The following is a 24,059-nucleotide window of genomic DNA, read 5'->3' as shown; positions in this document are numbered from 1 at the left end:
CCTAACTTTGATAGTAGTGTGAGCGGCAGGGTGGCGTAAAATGTGCCTTCTGTTCTGACTAAAATTACTGATTAAAAATTATGCCCATACGTACTCGTTTCGCCCCTAGCCCCACGGGTTATCTGCATATCGGCGGAGCCCGCACTGCACTATTCTCTTGGGCTTATGCCCGTAAGCATGATGGCACTTTTATCTTGCGCATTGAAGATACTGATGTAGAACGTTCCACACCGGAGGCGGTGCAAGCCATTCTAGATGGCATGGCTTGGCTTAATCTGAGTTATGACGAAGGCCCATTCTATCAAATGCAGTGTATGGAGCGATATAAAGAGGTGATTCAGCATATGTTGGCGCAGGGGTTAGCCTATTACTGTTACGCCTCACCAAGTGAACTGGAAACTATGCGTGATGCCCAACGTGCAAGTGGTGAAAAACCCCGTTACGACGGTCGCTGGCGCCCAGAATCCGGCAAGATACTGCCTGAACCACCTGCTGAAACGATGCCCGTGGTGCGTTTCAAGAATCCTGCTAAAGGATTGGTAACGTGGAAAGATTTGGTGAAAGGGCTTGTTGAATTTGATAATGAAGAGCTAGATGATCTCATTATTGCTCGTGCTGATGGTACGCCTACCTACAATTTTTGCGTAGTAGTGGATGATTGGGATATGGGCATTACGCACGTGATACGCGGCGATGACCATGTCAATAATACGCCACGTCAGATCAATATTCTCAAGGCATTGGGCGCCAATGTGCCGCAGTACGCACATCTGTCGATGATATTAGGTGACGACGGGCAGAAACTGTCCAAGCGTCATGGTGCAGTTAGCGTGATGCAATATGATGAACAGGGTTATTTGCCGGAGGCAGTGATTAATTACCTGGCAAGACTGGGATGGTCACACGGTAATGATGAAGTTTTTTCGGTGGAGCAGTTTTGTGCGTGGTTCGACCTCGACCATATCACGCCCTCTGCGGCACAATTTAATACAGAGAAATTAAACTGGCTCAATCAGCACTATATAAAGCAGGCCGATAATACGCGGCTTGCTGCGCTAACACGTCCGCGCTTGGAAGCACGGGGCGTATTGGTGAGCGCCGTACCTGCACTAGAGGCCATAATTGCCCTTTATAAAGAACGAGTCGTCACTCTCAACGAATTGGCAGATGCAGCAGAAGTATTTTATATCGACTTGCATCCCAATCAGGAATTGCTGAATGCCCAACTGTCTGCTGAAGCGATACCTGCTTTGCAGGAACTGGTGGAGCGCCTGAAAGATGTAACTTGGGAAGCGGTAGCGATTGGGGTAGTAATTAAGGAAATAGTAAATAAGCATGGCTTGAAAATGCCTAAGTTAGCTATGCCGTTGCGCGTAATGCTCACTGGGCAAACCCAGACACCCTCGGTAGATGCAGTATTAATGCTGTTTTCACGCGAGGTCGTATTGGCGCGTATAGCACGACATCTTTAGCACATACCAGGTATTCAGCTTTACAAGGATAGGCTCGATCATTATAATGCGCGCACATTTTGGGGGTATAGCTCAGCTGGGAGAGCGCTTGCATGGCATGCAAGAGGTCAGCGGTTCGATCCCGCTTATCTCCACCAAAATGGCATCACCAAGCCCTTTAGTCCCCATCGTCTAGAGGCCTAGGACACCGCCCTTTCACGGCGGTAACACGAGTTCGAATCTCGTTGGGGACGCCAAATAAAACAATGGCTTGTAGTAAATCAGGCCATTATTCTTTGCATTTTTTCTCGGATTTATCTCGGAAATGGATTCCATTTGAGATCAGTAAACCGACGATTTTTCACCTCATCAGCACAAATAAATATGCAGCTCTCAGTGATGTGAGCATTTTTTATTTCTCTAAGGAGAGTAAATGGCAACTTATAAGCAGATTCAAGATGATATTCGTAGCATTCACAAAGTAGTTGTAAAAAGTTGCTGGATTGCTCACGTTAAGGAACTTAATGGTTTGCAGCTTCGACAAGCTCCGAACCGTATCTCACCCGGTCAGCGCGAATACCCGTGTCCTGAACAATTCAGACCTTTGATTGAACAGTCAATGATAAAGTTTGGAATTTTGCCATAAACTGTATGGGGCGTAACAATGCAGCTCGGATGAAAAGGATTTATTAGCTGACCGGTATTGACTCATGGATATTGAACCCAGTCGAAAAACATACGATCCATTTTACCGCCGTCTAGTGGCCATTGTCATAATGGTAGCGGCATTGATGCTGTTATGGACACTGTTGCCAGCCATCGAATCACTATGGACTCCCTCTAAAGGTCAACCTCGTGCGGTTACTGCCCGGGGTGATCTAGCCGCCGATGAAAAAAGCACTATCGAATTGTTCGAAAAATCCCGCAACTCGGTAGTATTTATTTCCACCGCCGCGCTGGTGCGCGATGCGTGGACACGCAACGTCTTTGCCGTACCTAAAGGGACAGGCTCCGGCTTCATCTGGGATGACGCTGGCCATGTAGTTACTAACTACCACGTGATTGAAAATGCTTCTGGTGCCACAGTAAAGTTGGCCGATGGCCGAGCCTACAAGGCGGCTCTGATTGGCGCCAGTCCCGCGCACGATATTGCAGTGTTACGCATCGGCGTAGGTTTCAAGCGTCCCCCGCCTGTGCCGGTGGGCACCAGTCACGATCTGAAGGTGGGTCAGAAGGTTTTTGCTATCGGCAACCCTTTTGGCTTGGATTGGACACTGACCAACGGTATCGTCTCAGCGCTTGATCGTTCATTGGCCGGGAATATCGGCCCTGCCATCGAACATCTGATTCAGACCGATGCAGCCATCAACCCTGGCAACTCGGGCGGCCCACTGCTGGATTCAGCGGGGCGTCTCATTGGCATAAATACTGCCATTTATAGCCCCAGCGGGGCATCCGCCGGCATTGGTTTTGCCGTCCCTGTGGACACCGTCATGCGCGTGGTGCCACAATTAATCAAGAGTGGAAAATATCTTCGTCCAGCCTTGGGTATCGAGGCTGATGAACAAATCAACGAGCGATTGAATGCTATCACTGGTACCAAGGGTGTAGTGGTACTGCGCGTGCACCCGGGATCAGCCGCCGAAAAAGCGGGTCTCAAAGGTGTGACAGTAACCCAACAAGGTATGGCTCTTGGCGACATTCTCGTGGCGGTTAATGGCAAGGATGTTTATTCAGTACAAAAATTGCTGGCCCGTCTTGATGATCACAAAATTGGCGATGTGGTCCAGCTGACCGTAATGCATCAAGGTGAAAAGCGAGATCTAGCTGTAGCCCTGCAACCGGGGAATTGAAGATAACGAATTAACTATGAAATCGGGGCTCGTCTGTCTCGAAGTACGCTCATTTCAAATCCAAAACTAATGCCTATTCATGCCTGATATGGAAAGGTGAGCGCCACCATATCCTTAAGATAAATTCAATAAAAAAGGTGTTGCGTAATTCATTATTACGCAACACCTTAAGATTGCTGATCCTTGAAAACCTCAAAAAACTAACCAATTTTCGTGAAATACACCGGCATCTCAAACTTTCGCTAACACTCTTCGTTACTTACCGTTAAGCGTTTTTTGGCGGATGCTAGATGTTGATATTGTATTTATCCTTGGCGCATCTTTTCATCCTTTTTTATCTTCTTTGCAGCCTTTTTTTCTTTCAGAGTTTTAGTCGGTTCTTTTTTGACTGCCTTTTTACTTTCCTGACCTTTGCTCATAATTTTACTCCTTGATAATATTTAAATTATAAAGAATAACTCTGTGTCCGATTTTTGATTTAATTAATCTGCAGAAGGTTAAAATACCGATATCCCGCAGATGTTGGCTGCTTTAAAGAATATCCTGTTATTTTTTCTTGGTTTTTGCGCCAGCGACCGCATCTTTTAATTTACTGCCGACTTTGAATTTAACAACATTCTTGGCTGGTATCTTTAATTCTTTGCCTGTGGCTGGATTGCGACCAATTCTTGCAGCGCGGGCTTCTACGGCAAACGTACCAAAACCTATTAGTTGGACGTTATTGCCTTTTGTTAAAGAAGTTTGAATCGCAGCCGTTAGTGCATTCAAGGTTTCTTCTATACTGGACTTTGTCTGCTTAGTGGATTTAGCTACTGCATCAATCAATTCTGATTTATTCATGATGTTGACTTCCGTGTGGTTGAAAAGACGGTGAACTGTACCAAGTCATCGTATCAATTACAAGAAATTATAAAAACTATTGCACCCTGCAATAATAAATTTAGTTGTATTGATCTTGTTGAGTTTACAATTTGAGACTTCATTTACGCCCGGAATAGTTCTTATTAAGAACTGCTCGGACATTTGATCCGAGTAGTTTTCCAAGATTTGTATTCAGCTTCCAAGCAATACCCGACTTTTTTGTTCATGAAGTACTCAACTCTCGGCATAGTAAAAAACTGGTAGCATGTAACTAAATTTGTTGGAAGAGTAAAATCGGAAGGAACTTAATTCTCGGGTACTTATCATTAGTAACTCCAACTAATATTCCGCAATTAAGCTAGAACGTACGTACATAATTAAATGCTAACAAACTGGATGATAAAATGGTTTAAATTACCTCAGACGAACGAAATGAAAGTAAAACATGAAGCAATAAGTAAACATCTGTTAAATATTATTCCTGAGTGTAAAGTCAGGCATAAGCATGAATCTAATGCTGATGAGGTCGTTTTTTATATGGAAATTTCCGGAGTTACCAAAGAATTTAAAATTAGTGATCAGTATTTGCAGGCACATACAACCATCGAACTCTTTGACTTTATTAAACAAAAAGAAGTTATAAAAGTTATTTCAACTTATGGGAAAGTTAAGATATTAATAAGGGAAGGTTACCCTGCAATTAGCTATAGATAATCCGAAAATGATTTATACAGCAAAGCCAATAAGGCTGGAAAGCCGCTCTGAACCACTTCACCATCCAGTTTGATGAACTGAATTAATTGAAGCTCCGTTTTAATATAAAAATCGTGGACAACCCCGGCACAATTGTTATTCCAATTCAGTCGGGAACTTATGCTGTATTGAGATCTGCGCGCCAAATGGCTACTACGCCAGCTTCATTCGACTGAGCCTGATATGTGTTGGCTATTCCTATGCCAGGGACACACACTAAGTCAGTATCGCAAAAAAGTAAGGGTAATAAGTCGCGTTGCCACGGTAGCATCTCATGCTTCTGTAACAGATTTTTTAAGTCTCGCTGCGGTCGTGCCGCATCCACTCGAATGGTTTCGCCGCCACGACGCGAACGAATTTTGACAATTCCGAGTTGTAACTTTGCCACACTGATACCCTGCCCGATGGTATTTCTAAAATAAAGCACACCGTGTGGTGGAGGCAACAATATTTCTGCTTCACCATGCCACATAACGGTAAATTCAACTGGCGGCGGCAACGCAGGCATAGTGTAAGCGTGGTCGCGATATCGACGCATTTGCCAGCCCTGCCAGTCGATGCACACCTGTGCATCTTGGCGAGCATTGCACAGCTGGCGCAGCATTTCTTGTAGCCGTGTACTGTCTGGAATGGCTGCCCCCTGCGCTGTAAGGAAATAACGCAATAAATTTTTTCCTCGTACAATGCCTAACATACGCAATTTTTTAATATTCAAACAGTTATCTGATATTGCCCCATCCGCATCCTGCTGTGCCAACTCATCCAGTAGTTCAGTTGCCTCGGCAAAATGCTGTGCGCTGCGCAACAAAGTTTTGCGATAGGCTGGAAAGCGTTGTTCTAACAGCGGCAGTATGCGATGACGTAAGAAATTGCGTGGGTAAGTGTCATCAGCATTGCTTTCATCTTCCACCCATTGAAGGTTATGCTGTTGGGCGTATTTCAGCAATATGGAGCGAGAAACATTAAGTAAAGGGCGTAACAGTGTCGGGGCATTAGCACGATGCTTTATCGCTGGCATGGCGCTTACGCCGCGTACTCCAGCCCCGCGCAGCAATTGCAGCAGCAAAGTTTCAGCTTGGTCATCAAGATGGTGCGCCAGTGCTACAAAATCCACTTGCTGTTGTGCAAGCGCGGCGTGACGAAGTTTTCGCGCTGCCGCTTCAATACCTAGCGAGCGTAACGGCGCGATATTTACATGTTCGACTTGCAGGGAGACTCCATAGAGCGCGCACAAATCAGCACAAAATACCGCCCAAACATCCGCCTTCGAATTGATACCGTGATGTACGTGTAATGCGCTTAAATGCCATGAGCAACGGAGGGAAAGGTGCTGTAGCAGGTGCAGCAGAACGACCGAATCAACACCACCGCTCAACCCAAGCAGGATAGAGCTGTCCGCTGGAAGCAAGGGGGAGAGCGCGTCGGCGACGTGCTCCGTTAAATCAAAGCTCGACTTCCTTGAACTTGCCATAGCCCATTACGCGGTTGAAACGAATCTGCAACAACTTGTCCATGGAGTGAGATTGCGCCTGTTTCAGGGCATCTTGTAAGCTTTTTTTCAGGATTAACATCATTGCTTCACAATCACGGTGAGCACCGCCCAGCGGTTCATTAACGATCTTATCGATCAACCCCAACGCCTTCAATCTGGTCGCGGTGATACCCAGCGTTTCAGCTGCATCAGCCGTTTTGTCTGCATTTTTCCAAAGGATGGCAGCGCAGCCCTCGGGCGAGATGACCGAGTAGGTGGCGTATTGCAGCATCAGCAACACGTCACCCACCGCAATGGCCAACGCGCCACCAGAACCGCCCTCTCCGATTATCGTACAGATTAAGGGTACCCGCAGTTCTGCCATCACATACAAGCTTTTGCCAATGGCTTCAGACTGACCACGTTCTTCGGCACCGATTCCGGGGTACGCACCTGGGGTATCGATAAAAGTCATAATAGGAATATCGAATTTCTCCGCCAGCCGCATCAAGCGCTTCGCTTTGCGGTAGCCCTCGGGGCGAGGCATGCCAAAGTTACGATATTGTCGCTCCTTGGTATCACGCCCTTTTTGATGTCCGATTACCATCACACTTTGGCCATTAAAACGCGCCAGCCCGCCGACAATAGCCGGATCATCGGCATAGGAACGGTCTCCATGCAGCTCCTCAAAATCAGTAAACAGGTGCTGAATGTAATCCAGCGTGTAGGGGCGTTGTGGATGGCGTGACACTTGTGAGATTTGCCATGGCGTGAGCTTGGCGTAAATATCCTTGGCCAACGCCTGGCTTTTTATTTGCAGACGGTTAATCTCATCGGAAATATCAAGTGCTGAATCATTCTGTACAAAGCGGAGTTGCTCAATTTTGCCTGCCAATTCGGCGATAGGCTGCTCAAAATCCAAGAAGATGGCTTTCATAAATTTCGTATTTATTTGCGTATTCAAATGATACAGTATCTGGTTAGCTAGGCCAAAGAAGCACAGATAGAATTTTATTGGATTATAAAAAAATTTCAGTCTGATTAGTTACGCTACGTCAACGCATATTGCGTCAAAGATTTGGACAAACGCCACGGCTTCCACACTGCACTGCGCGTCAACACAAATCGATGGGCAACGTCCGCATTCAATATATTCAAGCTCAATTGCTTGATGTGCCCGTTACGCAGTGCTTTCCACAATGGTGCAATATAATTTTGCTCCAGGCATTGCGCCGAATCGCGCCAGGCATGCAGGTCACCTTGCTGTAAGGGCCGGCGCAACCCTTCCCAGACGACTAACATATCCCCTTCACTATTATCAACATACCGGGTTAAATCATCCGACAATATCTGATAGGGAATGCCTGCCGCCTGTGCGAATGCTCCGGCCAGAAAGCTGTCGCCACAAACTGTCGTATACGGCCGTACCAATTGTTCTACCGCATGCCCTCCTCCCCACAGCCATATACTGTTTATGGGCAAATCACCTCGTGCCTCGCGTACCTGATTAACTGCGTGTTCGAAAAAGAGCATTTGGATTTCGTTAAAGACTTTATGCCAACGCAAGGCATCCTGTCCTTTCGGCAAATGCGTTTGTACATTTCTGCCTGCCACCTGTGACAAAGGACGTGTCACGATGTCTGGAACACTTTCCATCTGTAGATACCAGCGCTGTGGATGAGGCGAAAAAAAACGTAAACCTTCAGCAAGAAAATGTGTATTCAAACTGGTGCACAGTTGAGCTGCTTCATCAGCATCTAATGGTACTTGCGGATGCAAAAACAATTGTGTGCGCTGCATCTGCAAATGCACTGGGTCAGCACGTAACCAATAGCTCGTGCCTGGCTGCACCCCATCCGTTATTAAGGTAATCGGTGCGATGGGTTCGTCTAATTGTTGTGCGATACCAAAAGTCCGACATAGCCACTCTTCCAGCGTGCCTGTTGAATAAATTTCTGATGGTAACAATTCAGACTTACCACGCGCCAGCATTTTCTCAAGGACAGGCACAGATAAGCCGGTGCAAGCATCGACAGAAATTTCTTGCGGCAAGAATAAATCAAGGATAACGATGTCTACATTTCTCATGTCGAATTAGCCCTAAATTATTTAATGAGAATATTGTGTAAATTAACACCTACTTTTGTTGGTCTTGATGAATGACCACGTTAATCTTCACCTTGTTGCTTGTTCAACAAAAAATTCGATGCCAGGAACGGTAGTAGTAAAGTAATTTTTATCCGCACCAGTTTACCATCCCACAGAGAACGCTCTTGTGGCAAACTAGCGCCCACTTCATTTTGAGCTCTTCACTTTGCGTCCTTACGAACTTTTTATTGGTCTGCGTTACACCCGTGCCAAGCGGCGCAATCATTTTATTTCCTTTATTTCGCTTATCTCCATGCTGGGTATGGGATTGGGCGTGGCCGCGCTGATTGTAGTGCTGTCAGTGATGAACGGTTTCCAAAAAGAAATCCGTACACGTATTCTAGGTATCGCGCCCCACCTGCAAATCAGTGAAGAGGGAAACTATATGGTCGATTGGCAACCTACCTTACAGCTCACGGCAAAATATCCGCAAGTAGCGGCTGCCGCGCCTTTCGTGAATGGACAAGGCATGGTCTCGTTTGATCAAAATGTACAGGGCGTAATGGTACGCGGCATTTTGCCGCAGCATGAAAGCAAAGTGATCGACCTTTCCGACAAGATGAAAGCCGGTTCGCTGGATGCCTTGCGGGAAGGCAGTTTCGGCATCGTGCTGGGTTCAGACTTGGCGCACACACTGGGCGTGCATCTGAACGACAAGGTGCTACTTATTTCTCCTCAGGGGCAGGTCACGCCTGCCGGAATGGTACCGCGCCTCAAGCAATTCCGCGTAGTCGGCATTTTTGAGATCGGTATGGCACCCTATGACAATACGCTGGCACTGATACACCTGAATGACGCGCAGAAGCTCTATCAAATGGGTAGTGCGATAAGCGGTATCAGCGCACGTTTGAATGATCTCGATTTGGCTCCCCAGGTGGCCATCGAGATACAACGCGTCTTGCCGCGCAATATCTATGTTAGTGACTGGACGCGTCAGCACTCTAATTATTTCCGTGCAGTGCAGATCGAAAAGAAAATGATGTTTATCATTCTTTCACTCATCGTGGCGGTAGCTGCATTCAACATTGTCTCCACACTGGTCATGGCGGTTACCGACAAACAAGCCGACATCGCCATTCTGCGCACGCTCGGTGCTTCGCCCGCCAGCATTATGAAAATTTTCATCGTGCAAGGCGCCCTGATTGGGCTGATCGGTTCGGTATTCGGCGTTGGCGGAGGGATCTTGTTAAGCCTCAACATCGACACGGTAGTTCCGTTTATAGAACGACTGCTGGGCATGCACTTCCTTTCCAAAGAAGTGTATTTCATCAACGAGCTGCCCTCTGATTTACAGCGCGATGATGTGCTGGTCGTGGCATGTTTCTCCTTTCTTATCAGCCTGCTTGCCACGCTCTATCCAAGTTGGCGCGCATCCAGAACACAACCGGCGGAGGCGCTACGCTATGAGTGAGATGGTCATTTCCTGCCGCAATTTATGCAAAACCTTTGTGCAAGGAAAACTCAATGTACCCGTGCTTACCGGCGTTAATATTGACGTCATGCGCGGCGAACGTATCGCCATCGTAGGTAGCTCCGGTTCCGGTAAAAGCACCCTGCTCCACTTGCTTGGTGGATTGGACAAGGCCAGCAGCGGCAGCGTCGCCCTCCTCGGCCACGATGTGCAAGCCATGAATGAAGCAGAGCGCGGCACTCTACGCAATCAGGCGCTAGGTTTTGTGTACCAGTTTCATCATCTACTGGCAGAATTCACCGCGCTGGAAAATGTTGCCATGCCACTCCTGATCCGAGGCATGAAGCGCAGTGAAACAGACCCGATTGCCGCGCGCATGCTCGGGCTAGTAGGTCTCGCGCACCGTACGGAACATCTACCCGCCGAGCTTTCCGGTGGTGAACGTCAGCGTGTCGCCGTGGCGCGCGCACTTGTTACCGAGCCGGCCTGTGTATTAGCAGACGAGCCTACCGGAAATCTTGATCGCGCCAGTGCGCAAGCATTATTTGAACTGATGCAAGAGCTCAATTCCAGGCTTAACACCAGTTTCATCGTAGTCACTCACGACTTGGAGCTAGCGGGGAAAATGCAACGTCAGCTTCGTTTGATGGATGGAGTACTGCATGAAGCGTGATTGCCGCAGAGATTTTTGTCGTAATGGGAGGAATCGCGTCGATACATCAAGTGAAGGTTAAAGGGTGAGCACACAGTTTTGTTGCCAATGACTCATCAGAAACTGATAGCCAAAGCCGTCGTCACAAAAGCATTGTTGTTAGCGATATTATTATTTTTAATGAAAATATTGTCTTTGCTACTTAATGTCCTAGCTTCTACCCTCCACACAATATTATTTGTAATGTTATAGTCGAAATTAGTTGAGAAACCCCATGTTTTAAAACCATTAGATGTACCAGTTGCAATGATTACTCCATTTTTATCATCATAATACTCAGCTCTTATAGCGATAGCAGTTTTTGCTGTTGGCGTATATTTAAAGATAATTGTTGGATTGACCCACGTATTCATGGCTGATGAGTCTTTGCTTTCTTGTTCGGCCCCAATATCAAAACCAAATATTGCAGCCAGCTCATTATTCAGCTGAAAAATTCCATAAAAGTTATTGAAATATCGCATTCTCTTATCATTATCTGGCTTGTCGTTTCCAATAAATGTGCTCCAATTCAAGGTTATTTTTGCGGAAGGTTTATAAGTAACCTGGGTACCAAATGAAGGAGACGAATTCCCCTTTACATGTCGAATATGTTGCCAACCATTCAGAACTAATACACTCACAAACCATACATCATTATCTGACGTATAACTGATTTTGGCGCCTGTTTCATAATAAGGGGTGTTTTCTGCTACTAAACTTCTGGTCAAAGTCCAATTGTCTTTACCAACGGCACTTTCAAAACCTATATGTGATGAAAAAACACCAGCATCAAACCACAGATTATTTTTATTAGAAAGCTTCAGGCCAACATTACTTTCATAGAGATTATTCAATACGCCAGGCTCAGCTGCATAATTGGAATTCATATAGCTACCACCGGCTAATGCGAGATTAGCTCTGACGCTATCTGTGTTGTATGAGCCTTTCACAAAAGCCAAATTCACTGAAACTTCATTATTTTTATTGTAGCTATAAATAAATGGGGATTTTGTGTTGTTGATTGGTTTATTAAAATCGTAGCTATAGTATGTTTCTGCATAACCTTTAAAGGTTAACGCGGTATCCGGTTTTTTGTCTTCTGCGTGGACAAAGCCGCCTGTGAATGCAGCTATTGCTGTGATAACGAGAATCAGTTTCTTCATAATATTTCCTTAACTAATGGTTTTAGTCGTACAGGTCTTGCCCAGTCATAATTGAAAGTGCCTTTCAAACGCAGACATCATCATTTTCATCCAAGTCTATTTGGATGATGAGCAGATTAGCGAAAACGATCTAAAAATTTTGTAAAAACTTGTATGTCAGGCGTATACAAAATGTAAAAATTGATATTGTCTGACTGCATGCAGAAATAGCGAGTTACCGAACGTTTTTCACGCCAGTTCGAACTGAGATCGGTTGGCAATAGAGGAGTCCAACAGATAAAAAAGCGAGTTGTTTTACATGACATTGCTGGGTGAAAGCTGCGAGAGATAAGTAGCTTAATTGCGCTTGTTTCTGTTGCCGGTAATCAACCAGGTACAGAGGGGTAATAAAAACTGGTCAGTTAAACCAAAATTACGAGCATGTAGTGCCGCTACGGTTTTATGTTGCCTGTAATAGACTGATAGTTAAAAATATTTTTGAGACTGTTAAACATGAACTAGTGCAGGCTGCGCTTCCACACCTTGCCCAGCGTGGACAAGCGGGTGCGCAGACTTTTCTGGTCATCGGCCAGCACATCCATCGCATCGGAGAGCTGCTTTGATTTAAGAATGGCTAGCAACATGAGCAGCGCCGTGATCAGCGTAGTAATGAAGAAATAGGTCAGGCGCGTGGAGATGGGAGCTTCGGCCTCGGCAAGAAGATTCATACCGAGCAGGCCGGTGGCCACCGTGCCGACCATGCTGAACGTGGTTACCACGGTAAGACGGACAATGGTGGTGGATTGCTGGCGCTGCGCATTGCTGTCGAGATATTGGCTCATGTCCCGCAGCTCTTCCTTTACATCCTGATACAGTACATCGTTGCCCAGATGTTCGCTGCACATACGGTAGAGTGCCTGTACGTGGGATCGCTCGGACAGCTCGTGGAACCAGTAGCGGTGGGTGAAGCGCAGAAAGGCCTCGAAACCGGCGTAAATTCTGCGCCGGAAACGGCTTATGGATTGAGGTGTATGGATGTCCAGGTCATGCACCGCATCCACCATGCGATCGGAAAAAACCAACAGCGATGCGCGATGGAAATGCGTGATCATGAACAACAAAACGTATTGGTGACGGAACTGGGCCAGGATACCGCGCTTCCGATCGTGAAAATAATCGGCATGCGCATCTCCGACGATGATGAAGGCACGCCCGGTGCAAAAGAAACGGGTGTTTGGGCCGGCCTCAGTATCGGTCCAGAAGCGGTCATAGCAGTAGCGCGACTCGAACTCAGTCACGTCTGGATCGTGCGTGGGCAACGCCTCATCGGGATGGAGAGTGGCGACCATGCCGAGGCGCAGCCAGTCTTCCCGGCTCACGCTGCGCGGGTTGTCCACAGCCAGGAACGCCATCAACGGCATGCGGTGGTATTCAATCTGGCGATAGCGCAGGTTGCCGGCTTCCTCCGACGGATCCAGTACCAAGGGGCGCAGCAAAAAATCCCAGTGGGCGCAAATTCCCGGCGAACGATGCCTGCGGGTGTAAGAGAGAAATTTTTCCTGATTAGCCGAATCAGACACGGCAAGCACTGTGCCGTCTGAAGATAACCACTCGGCGCGATGGGCATTGTGTTTACCATGGCCATCGCTATCCCAGCCCGTCGGGTAGGCGCGGCCAAAGCGGTATAGCAAATCGCACGCTACATAAAACGGCAGGTCGTCGACGGACAATTCCACCTTAAGGAAAGCGACGTTGATGTCGTCAAAGAACCAGAGTTCGATATGCTCTACAGTCAGTGTTACGGGGGTATCACCTTCGCGCAACTCCAGCCGCAAGGCGGAAACTCCTCGCCGCCGAAATATCTTGATTGCAGATTCACCCAGCGGATCATCTGCATCATAAGCCACATGACTGTGGCTTTCACCGTAAATGAAACGCTGAACATAAGGCAGAAAGGTGACGAATTCCTTGTAATGCCTTTCCTCAAAATCAAGCTTCCCCGCCTGAAACCTGTCTTCCAGCCTGCGCCATGGATTGTCTTCTCCGCCCTGTGCCAGTAATTTCCAATGGGGTTGTGGGTTCCCGCCGTTCCCAAGCGGCATCAGTTGCACCGGCCAGAAAAGCACCTCACGGAAATGGCGGACAGTATGATCTGAAGCGGTTGTGGTCATCATCGTTTTTTGTCTTGACTTAGGCGCGTTACCAGCCGATTCGGAGAGCGGTCGTCTCACCTTTACTATACCAGCACTTCCTCAAGATTTTTCATACGACCTAACGCTTCCAGCCATACCCTAAATTCAGTTGCTTTCATGGTGTGCACCTTCGTGACCAAACTTTATGCTGATTGGACACTCCAATTTAATAGGTAATTACGGCATAGCCTTTCAAAAAGCGCTCTGATGCATACAAATTTACAAAGGTAAAAGTAGTCGGTAGCCCACTGCAGTTTCAGTAAGGAGATAGCGAGGCTGCGCGGGGTCATCCTCCAGCTTTTGCCGCAAATGTCCCATATAGACGCGCAGATAATGACTACTCTCGGAGTGCGACGGCCCCCATACTTCACGCAGCAATTGCGGGTTGGTTACCACCCGTCCTGCATTGGTCACAAGAACCATTAGCAATCGATATTCAGTTGGTGTCAGATGCACTACTTGATTTGCCTTGGTCACAAGGCGTGCCTTGATATCCACCTTGACATCGCCAAACTGGATCACTCCATGAAGATTGATACCTGGTTGGCGCAGTCGCCGTACGGTGGAACGCACGCGCGCAAGTAACTCGCCAACCCCAAATGGCTTGGTCAGATAGTCATCAGCACCGGCATCGAGTGCGCGGATCTTGTCGGCTTCATTGGTGCGCGCTGAAAGTACAATAATTGGCACGGTGGACCAATTCCGGACGTCGACAATGAAATCGACGCCATCGCCATCAGGCAATCCGAGATCAAGGATGATCAGATCTGGCTTGCGTGTACCGGCATCGATCAAACCGCGTTTCATCGTTTCCGATTCGAAGACTTGCCATCCTTCATCCACCAGCGCAGTGCGCACGAAACGCCGGATTTGCGGCTCATCTTCGACCAGAAGAACAATAGGTATGGATTCAGTCATGGTGCGTGGTTACCGATGTTCGCACCACTCTCGTCCATGTCAGGCATGGCGGGAGGCGTGCCGAGGGGAAGGGTAAATATGATGGACGCGCCGCCGCCCGTCGCCTGCCCGGCATGGATAGCGCCGCCATGCGCCTCGACGATGGCGCGACAAATCGCCAGACCCAGGCCGACGCCGGGAATTGATGATTCGCGTTTGCCGCGGGTGAATTTTTCAAAAATCGCTTCTTCCTTGCCAACCGGAAGGCCGGGGCCATTATCGATCACCGCAACTTCCAGAAACTGGCCGCTGACTTCCGCTGCAATGACGATACGCGAACCGGCCGACGTGTACTTGGTTGCATTTTCCAACAAATTACACAGCACACGCTCGATCAATACGGTGTCGATATGTATCAGTGGCAAATCGCGTGCAAGGCAGGTCTGCACCTCATGGCTGCCGAGGAATGACTGGCTGGCGCGCAATGCGCTGCCGACCACTTCTTCAAACGGTTGCCACTGCAAATTGAATTTGACTTCCCCGCTCTGGATACGCGCCATGTCGAGCAGGTTCGACACCAGATTGCTCATACGCAGAGTTTCATTATGCAACGCGTCGGCGAGTGCCTGCTGTGCCGATGCCAGTGGCGGTTTAGATCTGGCCAGCGACTCGGACAAGCCCACCAGTGAGGTGAGCGGCGTGCGCAAATCATGCGATAGTGCCGCCAGCAAGGAATTGCGCAGCATTTCCGATTCCATGCGCACCAGCGCGTCCTGTGCGACCTCAATATAGTGCACCCGTTCCAGTGCGATCGCCGCCAGCACGGCGAAGGTATCGAGCTGTTGACGTTGTTCAGGAATCAATATCCAGCGACGGTTTTCCGGCTGAATGGCAAGCACGCCACGGGTACGCATCGGCGCAACCAGCGGTAGGTAAAAGAAATGGCTACCCGGCAACGTATCAGTGCTAATACCGGCCGCTGTTGCGTGATCGAATGCCCACTGGGCGATGCCCATATCGAGTACGCCCATATTGGAATTTCTGGATAGTTCTCCCACGGCAAGCGGTGGCGATTGCAAGAGGCCCGCATCGTCCGGCAAGAGCAGTGTCGCCTGGGCACGGAAAGTGCGTGCAATGAATGTGCGCGTAATTTCGAATATTTGCTCAGTTTGTAATGCACTGGATAATTCGCGCGCAAATTCATACAAGGCACGCGAACGGGATTCGCGATGTAAGGCGACACGCGCCTGATAACGCAGGCCCGAAGTCAAGTGCGCAGTGATCAATCCAACCATCAGCATTACCGCAAAGGTCACCACATATTGAAAGTCGCTGACCGCGAAGGAAAATCGCGGCGATACAAAAAAGAAATCGAATGCGGCAACGCCCACGATGGTAGCGGTCACCGCTGGCCCGCGCCCGAAGCGCACCGCAATCAGTACAACGGTCAGCAAGAATAGCATCACGATGTTGGCAAGATCTAGGTATGGCAATAATGGCGTGGCGATCGCCGCCGTTAATAGACTCGCGCCGGTCGCCCACACATAATGCCATTGGCGCTGTTTGCGGGGCGAAGCGGATTCCGCTTCATTCGTTGCTGGTTGCGTTAGGCTTCGCGCAACACCAAGCGCATTCGATTCTTCGGCAGTCTGCAATGGTTCCGAACTGGCTAGACCGAGTTGGGTCAAATCGATATCCGGAGTAAGGGCAGCCACACGTTTCAGATGCGGGGTATGCCAAGGCCACGTTGGAAGGCTGCGTCCCAGTATGATTTTCGAGAAATTCCGGCTGCGCGCATAATTTACGATCTCTAACGCAACATCGTTCCCGGTCAGGATAGCCGTCGTAGCGCCAAGACTCTCGCCAAGTTTCAATGTCTTCAGAATACGTTCGCGCTGCGCGGGCAACAGGCGCTGCAATTGTGGCGTTTCAATGTAAATCACATGCCAATCCGCATTCAACTGGCTGGCCAACCGTGCGGCGCTGCGAATAACATGCTCGGCCCCTGAATGGGGTCCAATGCAAGCCAGCAGTGCGGAATCAGTTTTCCATACCGTGTTGATGGATTTTTCGATCCGATACGCCTGCACATCATCTTCTATCCGATCGGCGGTACGCCGCAGCGCAAGTTCGCGCAATGCGATGAGATTGCCTTTGCGGAAAAAGTTGCGCGAAGCACGTTCCACGTGTTGCGCCTGATAAACTTTGCCCACCTTGAGCCGTGCCAGCAGTTCATCAGCCGGAATATCAACCAGTACAACTTCATCGGCCTCATCGAAGACAGTATCGGGCAAGGTTTCCAATACGCGAATGCCGGTGATGCCACCGACAACGTCATTCAAACTTTCCAGATGTTGCACATTCAGTGTCGTGAAAACGTCGATACCAGCATCGAGTAACTCTTCAACGTCCTGCCAACGCTTTGGATGGCGTGAGCCAGGTGCGTTCGAATGCGCCAGCTCGTCGATCAGGATCAAAGCAGGGTGGCGCGCCAGCGCGGCATCGATATCGAATTCGGTAATCGCCTTACCCCGATAATCGATGGTCTTCAATGGTAGAACATCGAGCCCCTCAAGCAACGAGGCCGTTTCGCTGCGACCGTGTGTTTCGACAATACCAACTACCACGTCATGGCCGTCAGCCTGCAGCTTGCGGGCTGCGGTCAGCATCGCATAGGTTTTACCGACGCCCGCCGACGCACCAAAATATATTCGGAGCTTGCCGCGCGCGGCGCGACGCTCCTGCGCTTGTACTTGCGCCAGCAAGGCATCCGGGTCCGGGCGTTGATCGTTGTTTGGATACATAAGTCAGTGGGATAAGTCAGCCTATTTTACAATTCAAGAGTACCAATTTAACGCCGCTGATCCAGTGCAAGATTCAATGCAAGCACATTCACGCGCGGTTCGCCGAAGAAACCAAAATACCGGGATTCTCTGTGTTGATCGATAATGTTGCGTACTTCGTTGTCAGGCAATTGTCGCTCGCGCGCGATGCGGCCAGCCTGGTAATACGCGGCAGCCACGCTGATTTCCGGATCCAGGCCGCTGGCCGATGCGGTTACCAGATCGACCGGGATCGACGCGGTATTGGCTGGATCAACGGCTTTCAATGCATCAATGCGGCCCTTTACTGTGTCGACCAGGGCCGGGTTGAGCGGTCCTTGATTGGAACCGCTGGAAGCGGTGGCATTGTTCGGCATCGGGCTGGTGGCAGATGGTCTTCCCCAGAAATATTTCGGAGAGGAAAACGCCTGACCGATCAGTGAAGAACCTACCGGCTGACCGTTGAGTGATACCAGGCTGCCTTCGGCCTGACTGGCAAAGGCAATTTGCCCGATACCAGCGATCGCATACGGATACAACACACCACAGAGTAGCGTCAGTGCGGCAAACAACACGAACGCTGGTCGAAGAATGGATATCATGTGAAGCTCCTAAACGAGATTAAAAACGGTCAGTGCCATATCAATCAGCTTGATACCGACAAACGGCACCATAATGCCACCCAATCCGTAAATCAGCAGATTACGGCGCAATAACAATGCCGCGCCGACCGCACGGTATTTGACACCTTTCAAAGCTAACGGAATCAACACCACGATAATCAGCGCATTGAAAATCACCGCTGACATGATCGCCGACGACGGACTGGTCAAATGCATCACGTCGAGCGCCTTCAATTGCGGATAGGTGGTCACGAATGCGGCCGGGATGATCGCAAAATATTTGGCGATATCGTTGGCGATCGAAAACGTAGTCAGAGAACCGCGCGTCATTAGCATCTGCTTACCAATTTCGACGATTTCCAGGAGTTTGGTCGGGTTGGAATCGAGATCGACCATGTTGCCGGCTTCTTTTGCCGCCTGCGTCCCAGAATTCATCGCCACCGCCACGTCAGCCTGCGCCAGCGCCGGTGCATCGTTGGTGCCGTCACCCGTCATCGCGACCAGGCGGCCTTGCGCCTGATAGCTACGGATCAGCTTGAGTTTTTCTTCCGGCGTCGCCTCCGCCAGGAAGTCATCGACACCGGCTTCAGCCGCAATCGCAGCTGCGGTTAGCTTGTTGTCACCGGTGATCATCACGGTTTTGATACTCATCCGGCGCAATTCGGCAAAGCGTTCCTTGATGCCGCCCTTGACGATATCCTTCAATTCGATCGTCCCCATCACGCGGCCATCATCCACCACAACGAGCGGGGTACTGCCGCGGCGCGCGATATCGTCCACCGTTCTGGCAACCTCGGCGGGGAATGGACGTCCCAGCGATTCGACATATTTCTTCAGCGCATCGGCCGCACCTTTGCGAATCGCACGCTCGCCGATATCGACGCCGCTCATGCGGGTCTGCGCCGTGAACGGCACGAATGTCGCATTGAGTTCTGCCATCTCACGCTCGCGAATATTGAAACACTGCTTGGCCAGGATCACAATACTGCGACCTTCCGGTGTTTCATCGGCTAATGATGCCAGCTGCGCGACATCAGCCAGCTGTGCTTCGGTAATGCCGGGCGCCGGCATGAATGCGGACGCCTGACGATTGCCGAGCGTGATGGTACCGGTCTTGTCCAGCAATAGCACGTCGACATCGCCCGCCGCTTCGACGGCACGGCCTGAAGTCGCGATTACGTTGGCTTGCATCATGCGGCTCATGCCGGCCACGCCGATGGCGGATAGCAAGCCGCCGATCGTGGTTGGGATCAGACAGACCAATAGCGCAATCAATACCGTGATCGTGACCGGCTCACCCGCCTTGGCCGCTTCGACCGAAAACAGCGACATCGGTAACAAGGTGACAGTCACCACCAAAAAGATGATGGTAAGCGCGACCAATAAAATGGTCAGCGCGATTTCGTTCGGCGTCTTCTGCCGTTTGGCACCTTCAACCATGGCGATCATGCGGTCAATAAATGCTTCGCCTGGATTGACCGAGATGCGCACGACCAGCCAATCGGATAGTACGCGCGTGCCGCCGGTGACGGCGGAAAAATCGCCGCCCGACTCACGAATCACGGGCGCAGATTCACCGGTAATTGCGCTTTCATCGACCGACGCGACGCCTTCAATCACTTCGCCGTCGGCAGGAATCACATCACCCGCTTCAACCAGTACCGTATCGCCTTTGCGCAGGTCAGATGCGGAAGCGGGCAACCAGGAAGTGCCATACCGCGGTGTCGTCAGCTTCTTCGCCATGACTGTTTGTTTCAGTGCGCGCAATGATGCTGCCTGTGCCTTGCTGCGGCCTTCGGCCATCGACTCGGCGAAGTTAGCAAACAGTATCGTGAACCATAACCACACCGTAGTGGCGAGAATAAAGCCGGGACTCGCCTCGCCTTTACCGGTGAGGGATTGGGTAAACAGTAATGTGGTGATGATGCTGCCGACATAGACAACAAACATAACAGGGCTGCGCCACTGCGTGCGTGGGTGCAGTTTTTTGAACGCATCGATGATGGCTGGACCGATCAATGTGAAATCAAAAAGCGCCAAGCTTTTGCGCGACATGACTGTCGCCGTCCTGGATTCTGGCATATGCATGGCAGGTGTCCTCATTAATGTACGAAAAGTTGCAGGTGTTCGACAATTGGCCCAAGAGCAAGCGCCGGTACATAGTTCAGGATGCCCACCAGCACCACTACGCCAACCAGCAATGCAACGAACAAGGGACCATGCGTCGGCATCGTGCCAGCGGTGACTTCAAGGCGCTTCTTGGCTGCCAGCGAACCGGCCACCGCCAGGATCGACACGATCATTGCAAAGCGGCCGAACCACATTGCGGTTGCCAACATGATGTTGTAGAACGGCGTATTGGCCGACAAACCGGCGAACGCGCTGCCGTTGTTGTTGGCTGCCGAGCTGAATGCATACAGGATTTCGGAAAAGCCGTGCACGCCGGGATTGGCGATGCCGGCCCTGCCGGGGTCGAGCATGACGGCAATCGCAGTACCGCTCAGCACCAATACCGGTGTCACCAAAATCGCGATCGACGTCATTTTCATCTCGAACGACTGGATTTTCTTGCCGAGATATTCCGGTGTGCGGCCGATCATCAAGCCGGCAATGAACACCGCCAGAATCGCAAAAATCAGCATGCCATACAAACCGGAACCGACGCCCCCGAATATCACTTCGCCGAACTGCATGAGCACCAACGGCACCATCCCGCCGAGCGGCATGAAGGAATCATGCATCGCGTTCACCGCGCCACATGAGGCTGCCGTCGTGACCGCAGCAAACAAGGCCGATGCGCTAATACCAAAGCGCGTTTCCTTGCCCTCCATGTTGCCACCCGGTTGCAGTGCACTGGCTGCCTGATCGACGCCGAGCGCGTGGAGCGCCGGGTGGGCTTGCTGCTCCGCGATCAGCACGACGACTGTCATCACCATAAATATCGCCGTCATCGCGCCCAGCACGGCCCACCCTTGCCGTATATCTCCCACCATACGGCCGAATGCAAAGCACATTCCGGTGGGAATCAGGAAAATCGATAACATTTGGAAGAAGTTGGACAGCGGTGTCGGATTCTCGTAAGGATGTGTCGAGTTGGCATTAAAGAAGCCGCCGCCGTTGGTTCCGAGCAACTTGATCGCCTCCTGCGATGCAACCGGACCCATGGCCAGTGTTTGCGTCTTCGCGGTCAAGGTTTCCAGCACCGGATTGCCTTTAGCATCCTTCAGTGGCTGGCCGTCCGGGCCACTCTTGGGCTGTGTGTACGTGACCGGATCGAGCAGTGTGACATCCTTGTAGGCAGAAAAATTCTGGATCACGCCCTGCCCCATCAGAAACACGGCAAAGATTATCGACAAAGGCAGCAGCACATACAGCGTCGAGCGTGTGATGTCGATCCAGAAATTGCCGATGGTTTTGATCGAACGCGATGAAAAACCACGAATCAGCGCAAATGCGACCGCCATCCCGGTCGCTGCCGAGAAGAAGTTCTGCCCGGTCAACACCAGCATCTGAGTCAGGTAACTCATCGTGGATTCGCCGCCATACCCCTGCCAGTTGGTATTGCTGACAAAGCTGATCGCGGTGTTGAATGCGGAATCCGGGCTGACATTGGCAAGCGCTTGCGGGTTGAGTGGTAGCCAGGCTTGCAAACGCTGCACTGTGTAAACGGCTATGGCGCCCAGCGCGTTGAACACGAGCAGCGCTATGGCATAGGTTTTCCAGCCCATCGCTGAATCTGCGGTGATGCCAGAGAGTCGATAAAGAAAGTTTTCCACCTTGACCATCCAGCCCAGACCGGGGATCGGTGTACCATCCCCGACCTTAGCCAAGTAGAGACCCATCGGATAGGCCAGCGCCAACAACACCGCCAGAAACGCGACGAGCAAAAGGAACGATTGCGTAGTCATTTTACAAATCCTCCGCTTTCAATAATGCCACCACCAGATACACCAGCAAGCCAGTTGCCACGGCCGCGCCGATAACATAAAACGTGTTCATTGACGTTCCTCCAGCTTGGCGCAACCCACAGCGAACGCACAGGTCACCAGTAGAAACATCACGATTGCACCAATAAAGACAATGTCCATCATCACTCCCGTCCAGGCTATTTTGATGATGAGCATATTAGAGAAAGCGATATAAAAATTATGTAAAGATTTGCGTGCCAGGCATAAAGGAAATGTAAAAATTGATATTGTCCGAGTGCATGCCAAGATAGTGATTTACCGAGCCTTTCCACACCCGTGGGAACTGAGATCGATTGGCTATAGTGGAGTTCTACAGGTTAAGCAGCGAGTTGTTTGGCATGATATGGCCGCAGGCCAAGCAGGTGCTATCCAAAGATTTGGAGGGTGGTATACCGGCGGGGTCGGGATCCTGGGAAAATTAATAGGGCTGGGCGATGGTCACTGAAATTGTGCAAATTGGACATTCTTTAGCATGGGCTGTCTATAAACTTACTTAAATGTTCATGGACGACTCATCTCATAAATTATTATTTTCGTGCAGGAATTCGTGGCTGAGTTTATTAAATTCGAACCAAAATCAACAGGGTGATTGCTTTATTACAAATACTCTATGGCTTCGAAGACGGTCTGGAAAGGGCGCTTGGTAACGCTATAACGGCTATGATATATTATTCGTTGTTTAGTTTGCTAAATAACGAAGCCTGAAAAAAGCGTTTTCTAATCCCTTGAAGGAATTTTCGATGAAATTTATTAAGTCATTAGTGTTTGTTTTGTCGCTCTTATTCTCCCTGTCCTCCAATGCTAAACAAATCACAGTTGCAGCCGCTTCCGATCTAAAATTTGCGCTAGACGAAATCATGGCTACCTTCAAAAAAACTAACTCTGGCGATGATATTGACGCCCTATATGATTTCGTTCTACCAAACGAAACCCCCGGCAAATAAGTTTAAGTAAATTATCATGAGCCCACGTACACGCGCCGGATGGGGCTTTCTTGCTGGCGCTATGATTGGCACCCTGGGCGGATTGATCGGTCTGGGCGGGGCAGAGTTTCGATTGCCCGTGCTGGTAGGATTATTCCATCTCCCCTCCTTGGAGGCAGTCATTCTCAACAAGGCTGTTAGCTTGGTTGTGGTAGCCGCTGCTTTAATCTTTCGAGCAGAGACAATTCCTTTCGATCAATTGGTTCCGCATATAGATGTCGTCTTGAATCTTCTGGCGGGCAGCCTCATTGGAGCATGGTGGGCGGCAGGGCACGCTATCAGGATGTCGCGTCAATTGCTAAATCGAATTATCATGGTATTACTGATTGGATTGGCTTTGTTGATGCTATCTGAGGCTATATTTGGATTCAACAATGGAGCTACCCCACTCATTGAAACTGGCCCTATTCGTTTCATCGTAGGCTTAGCGGCCGGACTCGGTATCGGTATGGTTGCGGCTCTCTTGGGTGTAGCAGGGGGTGAATTGCTGATACCTACCATCGTATTGCTATACGGAATTGATATCAAACTGGCTGGAAGTCTTTCCCTGGTGGTCAGCCTACCCACCATGATCGTTGGTTTTGCTCGCTATAGCAGTTCGAATGCCTTTACAGTGCTGCGCCAGGAGCGTCTCTTGTTTCGTTGGATGGTGGCTGGATCAATTCTTGGAGCTGGTATAGGTGGGCTGCTGCTAGGAATAGTGCCCCCCCGTGTTTTAATAAGCTTTCTTGGTGTTATTTTGCTGATCTCAGCGGTAAAAACTTTCAAGCATGCCCATTAATTAATTTCGGAG

The 24,059-nt window shown here is 49.8% G+C and carries 20 protein-coding genes and 2 tRNA genes; 10 read left to right on the top strand and 12 right to left on the bottom strand.

The genetic code is table 11. The features are described 5' to 3' along the window. Window positions 1-80: 80 nt before the first annotated feature. The 5 genes from gltX (at window position 81) to W01_RS02690 (ending at window position 3,304) form a co-directional block, all read left to right on the top strand. Window positions 81-1,472 (top strand): glutamate--tRNA ligase, encoded by a 1,392-nt coding sequence (gltX, locus tag W01_RS02710; protein WP_173052088.1) that lies wholly within the window; start codon window positions 81-83, stop codon window positions 1,470-1,472. A 61-nt stretch (window positions 1,473-1,533) separates the two neighbouring features. Beyond that, a tRNA-Ala gene (locus W01_RS02705) sits at window positions 1,534-1,609 on the top strand. A 23-nt stretch (window positions 1,610-1,632) separates the two neighbouring features. Then, a tRNA-Glu gene (locus W01_RS02700) sits at window positions 1,633-1,708 on the top strand. Between the two features lie 176 nt (window positions 1,709-1,884). Then, window positions 1,885-2,097 (top strand): hypothetical protein, encoded by a 213-nt coding sequence (locus W01_RS02695; RefSeq protein WP_173052087.1) that lies wholly within the window; start codon window positions 1,885-1,887, stop codon window positions 2,095-2,097. 64 nt (window positions 2,098-2,161) lie between these two features. Continuing rightward, window positions 2,162-3,304 (top strand): S1C family serine protease, encoded by a 1,143-nt coding sequence (locus W01_RS02690; RefSeq protein ID WP_198421325.1) that lies wholly within the window; start codon window positions 2,162-2,164, stop codon window positions 3,302-3,304. 546 nt (window positions 3,305-3,850) lie between these two features. Here W01_RS02690 and W01_RS02685 read toward each other — a convergent pair. Next, complete coding sequence (locus W01_RS02685; protein WP_173052086.1) at window positions 3,851-4,144, bottom strand: HU family DNA-binding protein; 294 nt, start codon at window positions 4,142-4,144, stop codon at window positions 3,851-3,853. Window positions 4,145-4,597: 453 nt separating this feature from the next. On the opposite strand from W01_RS02685, the gene W01_RS02680 reads away from it, so the two are divergent. Continuing rightward, window positions 4,598-4,879 (top strand): hypothetical protein, encoded by a 282-nt coding sequence (locus tag W01_RS02680; RefSeq protein ID WP_173052085.1) that lies wholly within the window; start codon window positions 4,598-4,600, stop codon window positions 4,877-4,879. A 157-nt stretch (window positions 4,880-5,036) separates the two neighbouring features. Here the strand turns inward: W01_RS02680 and tilS are convergent, their stop codons facing one another. From tilS to W01_RS02665, 3 genes are all read right to left on the bottom strand, one after another. Further along, window positions 5,037-6,389 carry a tRNA lysidine(34) synthetase TilS gene (gene tilS, locus W01_RS02675; RefSeq protein ID WP_173052084.1) on the bottom strand — a complete coding sequence of 451 codons (1,353 nt, stop codon included), beginning with the start codon at window positions 6,387-6,389 and terminating at the stop codon, window positions 5,037-5,039. Next, the gene (locus W01_RS02670; protein ID WP_173052083.1) at window positions 6,361-7,326 is read right to left on the bottom strand and encodes an acetyl-CoA carboxylase carboxyltransferase subunit alpha; all 966 of its coding nucleotides are present in this window, start codon (window positions 7,324-7,326) and stop codon (window positions 6,361-6,363) included. Before W01_RS02670 ends, tilS begins: the two co-directional genes overlap by 29 nt. Window positions 7,327-7,439: 113 nt before the next feature. Further along, a complete protein-coding gene (locus W01_RS02665) occupies window positions 7,440-8,477 on the bottom strand; it encodes a hypothetical protein (RefSeq protein WP_173052082.1) in 1,038 nt (345 codons plus the stop codon). A 226-nt stretch (window positions 8,478-8,703) separates the two neighbouring features. On the opposite strand from W01_RS02665, the gene W01_RS02660 reads away from it, so the two are divergent. Next, entirely contained in the window at window positions 8,704-9,948 is a 1,245-nt protein-coding gene (locus W01_RS02660; protein ID WP_173052081.1) for a lipoprotein-releasing ABC transporter permease subunit, read from the top strand. After that, window positions 9,941-10,621: a lipoprotein-releasing ABC transporter ATP-binding protein LolD gene (lolD, locus tag W01_RS02655; RefSeq protein ID WP_173052080.1), complete on the top strand. Its 681-nt coding sequence runs from the start codon at window positions 9,941-9,943 to the stop codon at window positions 10,619-10,621. The genes W01_RS02660 and lolD overlap by 8 nt, the downstream gene beginning before the upstream one ends. A gap of 95 nt (window positions 10,622-10,716) precedes the next feature. Here the strand turns inward: lolD and W01_RS02650 are convergent, their stop codons facing one another. The 8 genes from W01_RS02650 to kdpF form a co-directional block, all read right to left on the bottom strand. After that, complete coding sequence (locus W01_RS02650) at window positions 10,717-11,802, bottom strand: porin (RefSeq protein ID WP_173052079.1); 1,086 nt, start codon at window positions 11,800-11,802, stop codon at window positions 10,717-10,719. Window positions 11,803-12,299: 497 nt separating this feature from the next. Then, complete coding sequence (locus tag W01_RS02645) at window positions 12,300-13,883, bottom strand: CorA family divalent cation transporter (RefSeq protein ID WP_242007019.1); 1,584 nt, start codon at window positions 13,881-13,883, stop codon at window positions 12,300-12,302. A gap of 309 nt (window positions 13,884-14,192) precedes the next feature. After that, on the bottom strand, window positions 14,193-14,891 hold the full coding sequence (gene kdpE / locus W01_RS02640; RefSeq protein WP_173052077.1) for a two-component system response regulator KdpE: 699 nt from the start codon (window positions 14,889-14,891) through the stop codon (window positions 14,193-14,195). Next, window positions 14,888-17,674, bottom strand: a complete 2,787-nt coding sequence (gene kdpD, locus W01_RS02635) for a two-component system sensor histidine kinase KdpD (RefSeq protein ID WP_173052076.1) — start codon at window positions 17,672-17,674, stop codon at window positions 14,888-14,890. The genes kdpE and kdpD overlap by 4 nt, the downstream gene beginning before the upstream one ends. A gap of 47 nt (window positions 17,675-17,721) precedes the next feature. Further along, on the bottom strand, window positions 17,722-18,294 hold the full coding sequence (kdpC, locus tag W01_RS02630; RefSeq protein WP_173052075.1) for a potassium-transporting ATPase subunit KdpC: 573 nt from the start codon (window positions 18,292-18,294) through the stop codon (window positions 17,722-17,724). Window positions 18,295-18,303: 9 nt separating this feature from the next. Then, a complete protein-coding gene (kdpB, locus tag W01_RS02625; RefSeq protein ID WP_173052074.1) occupies window positions 18,304-20,370 on the bottom strand; it encodes a potassium-transporting ATPase subunit KdpB in 2,067 nt (688 codons plus the stop codon). A 47-nt stretch (window positions 20,371-20,417) separates the two neighbouring features. Further along, complete coding sequence (gene kdpA / locus W01_RS02620; protein WP_173052073.1) at window positions 20,418-22,223, bottom strand: potassium-transporting ATPase subunit KdpA; 1,806 nt, start codon at window positions 22,221-22,223, stop codon at window positions 20,418-20,420. 1 nt (window position 22,224) lies between these two features. Further along, a complete protein-coding gene (kdpF, locus tag W01_RS02615; RefSeq protein ID WP_173052072.1) occupies window positions 22,225-22,314 on the bottom strand; it encodes a K(+)-transporting ATPase subunit F in 90 nt (29 codons plus the stop codon). A 709-nt stretch (window positions 22,315-23,023) separates the two neighbouring features. On the opposite strand from kdpF, the gene W01_RS02610 reads away from it, so the two are divergent. Continuing rightward, window positions 23,024-23,227 (top strand): hypothetical protein, encoded by a 204-nt coding sequence (locus tag W01_RS02610; RefSeq protein ID WP_173052071.1) that lies wholly within the window; start codon window positions 23,024-23,026, stop codon window positions 23,225-23,227. Window positions 23,228-23,243: 16 nt separating this feature from the next. Beyond that, complete coding sequence (locus tag W01_RS02605; protein ID WP_173052070.1) at window positions 23,244-24,047, top strand: sulfite exporter TauE/SafE family protein; 804 nt, start codon at window positions 23,244-23,246, stop codon at window positions 24,045-24,047. Window positions 24,048-24,059: the final 12 nt, after the last annotated feature.

The sequence above is a fragment of the Candidatus Nitrotoga sp. AM1P genome (assembly GCF_013168275.1).
In the GTDB taxonomy this organism is placed as follows: Bacteria; Pseudomonadota; Gammaproteobacteria; order Burkholderiales; family Gallionellaceae; genus Nitrotoga.
This window is presented reverse-complemented; position numbering and strand designations above follow the sequence as displayed.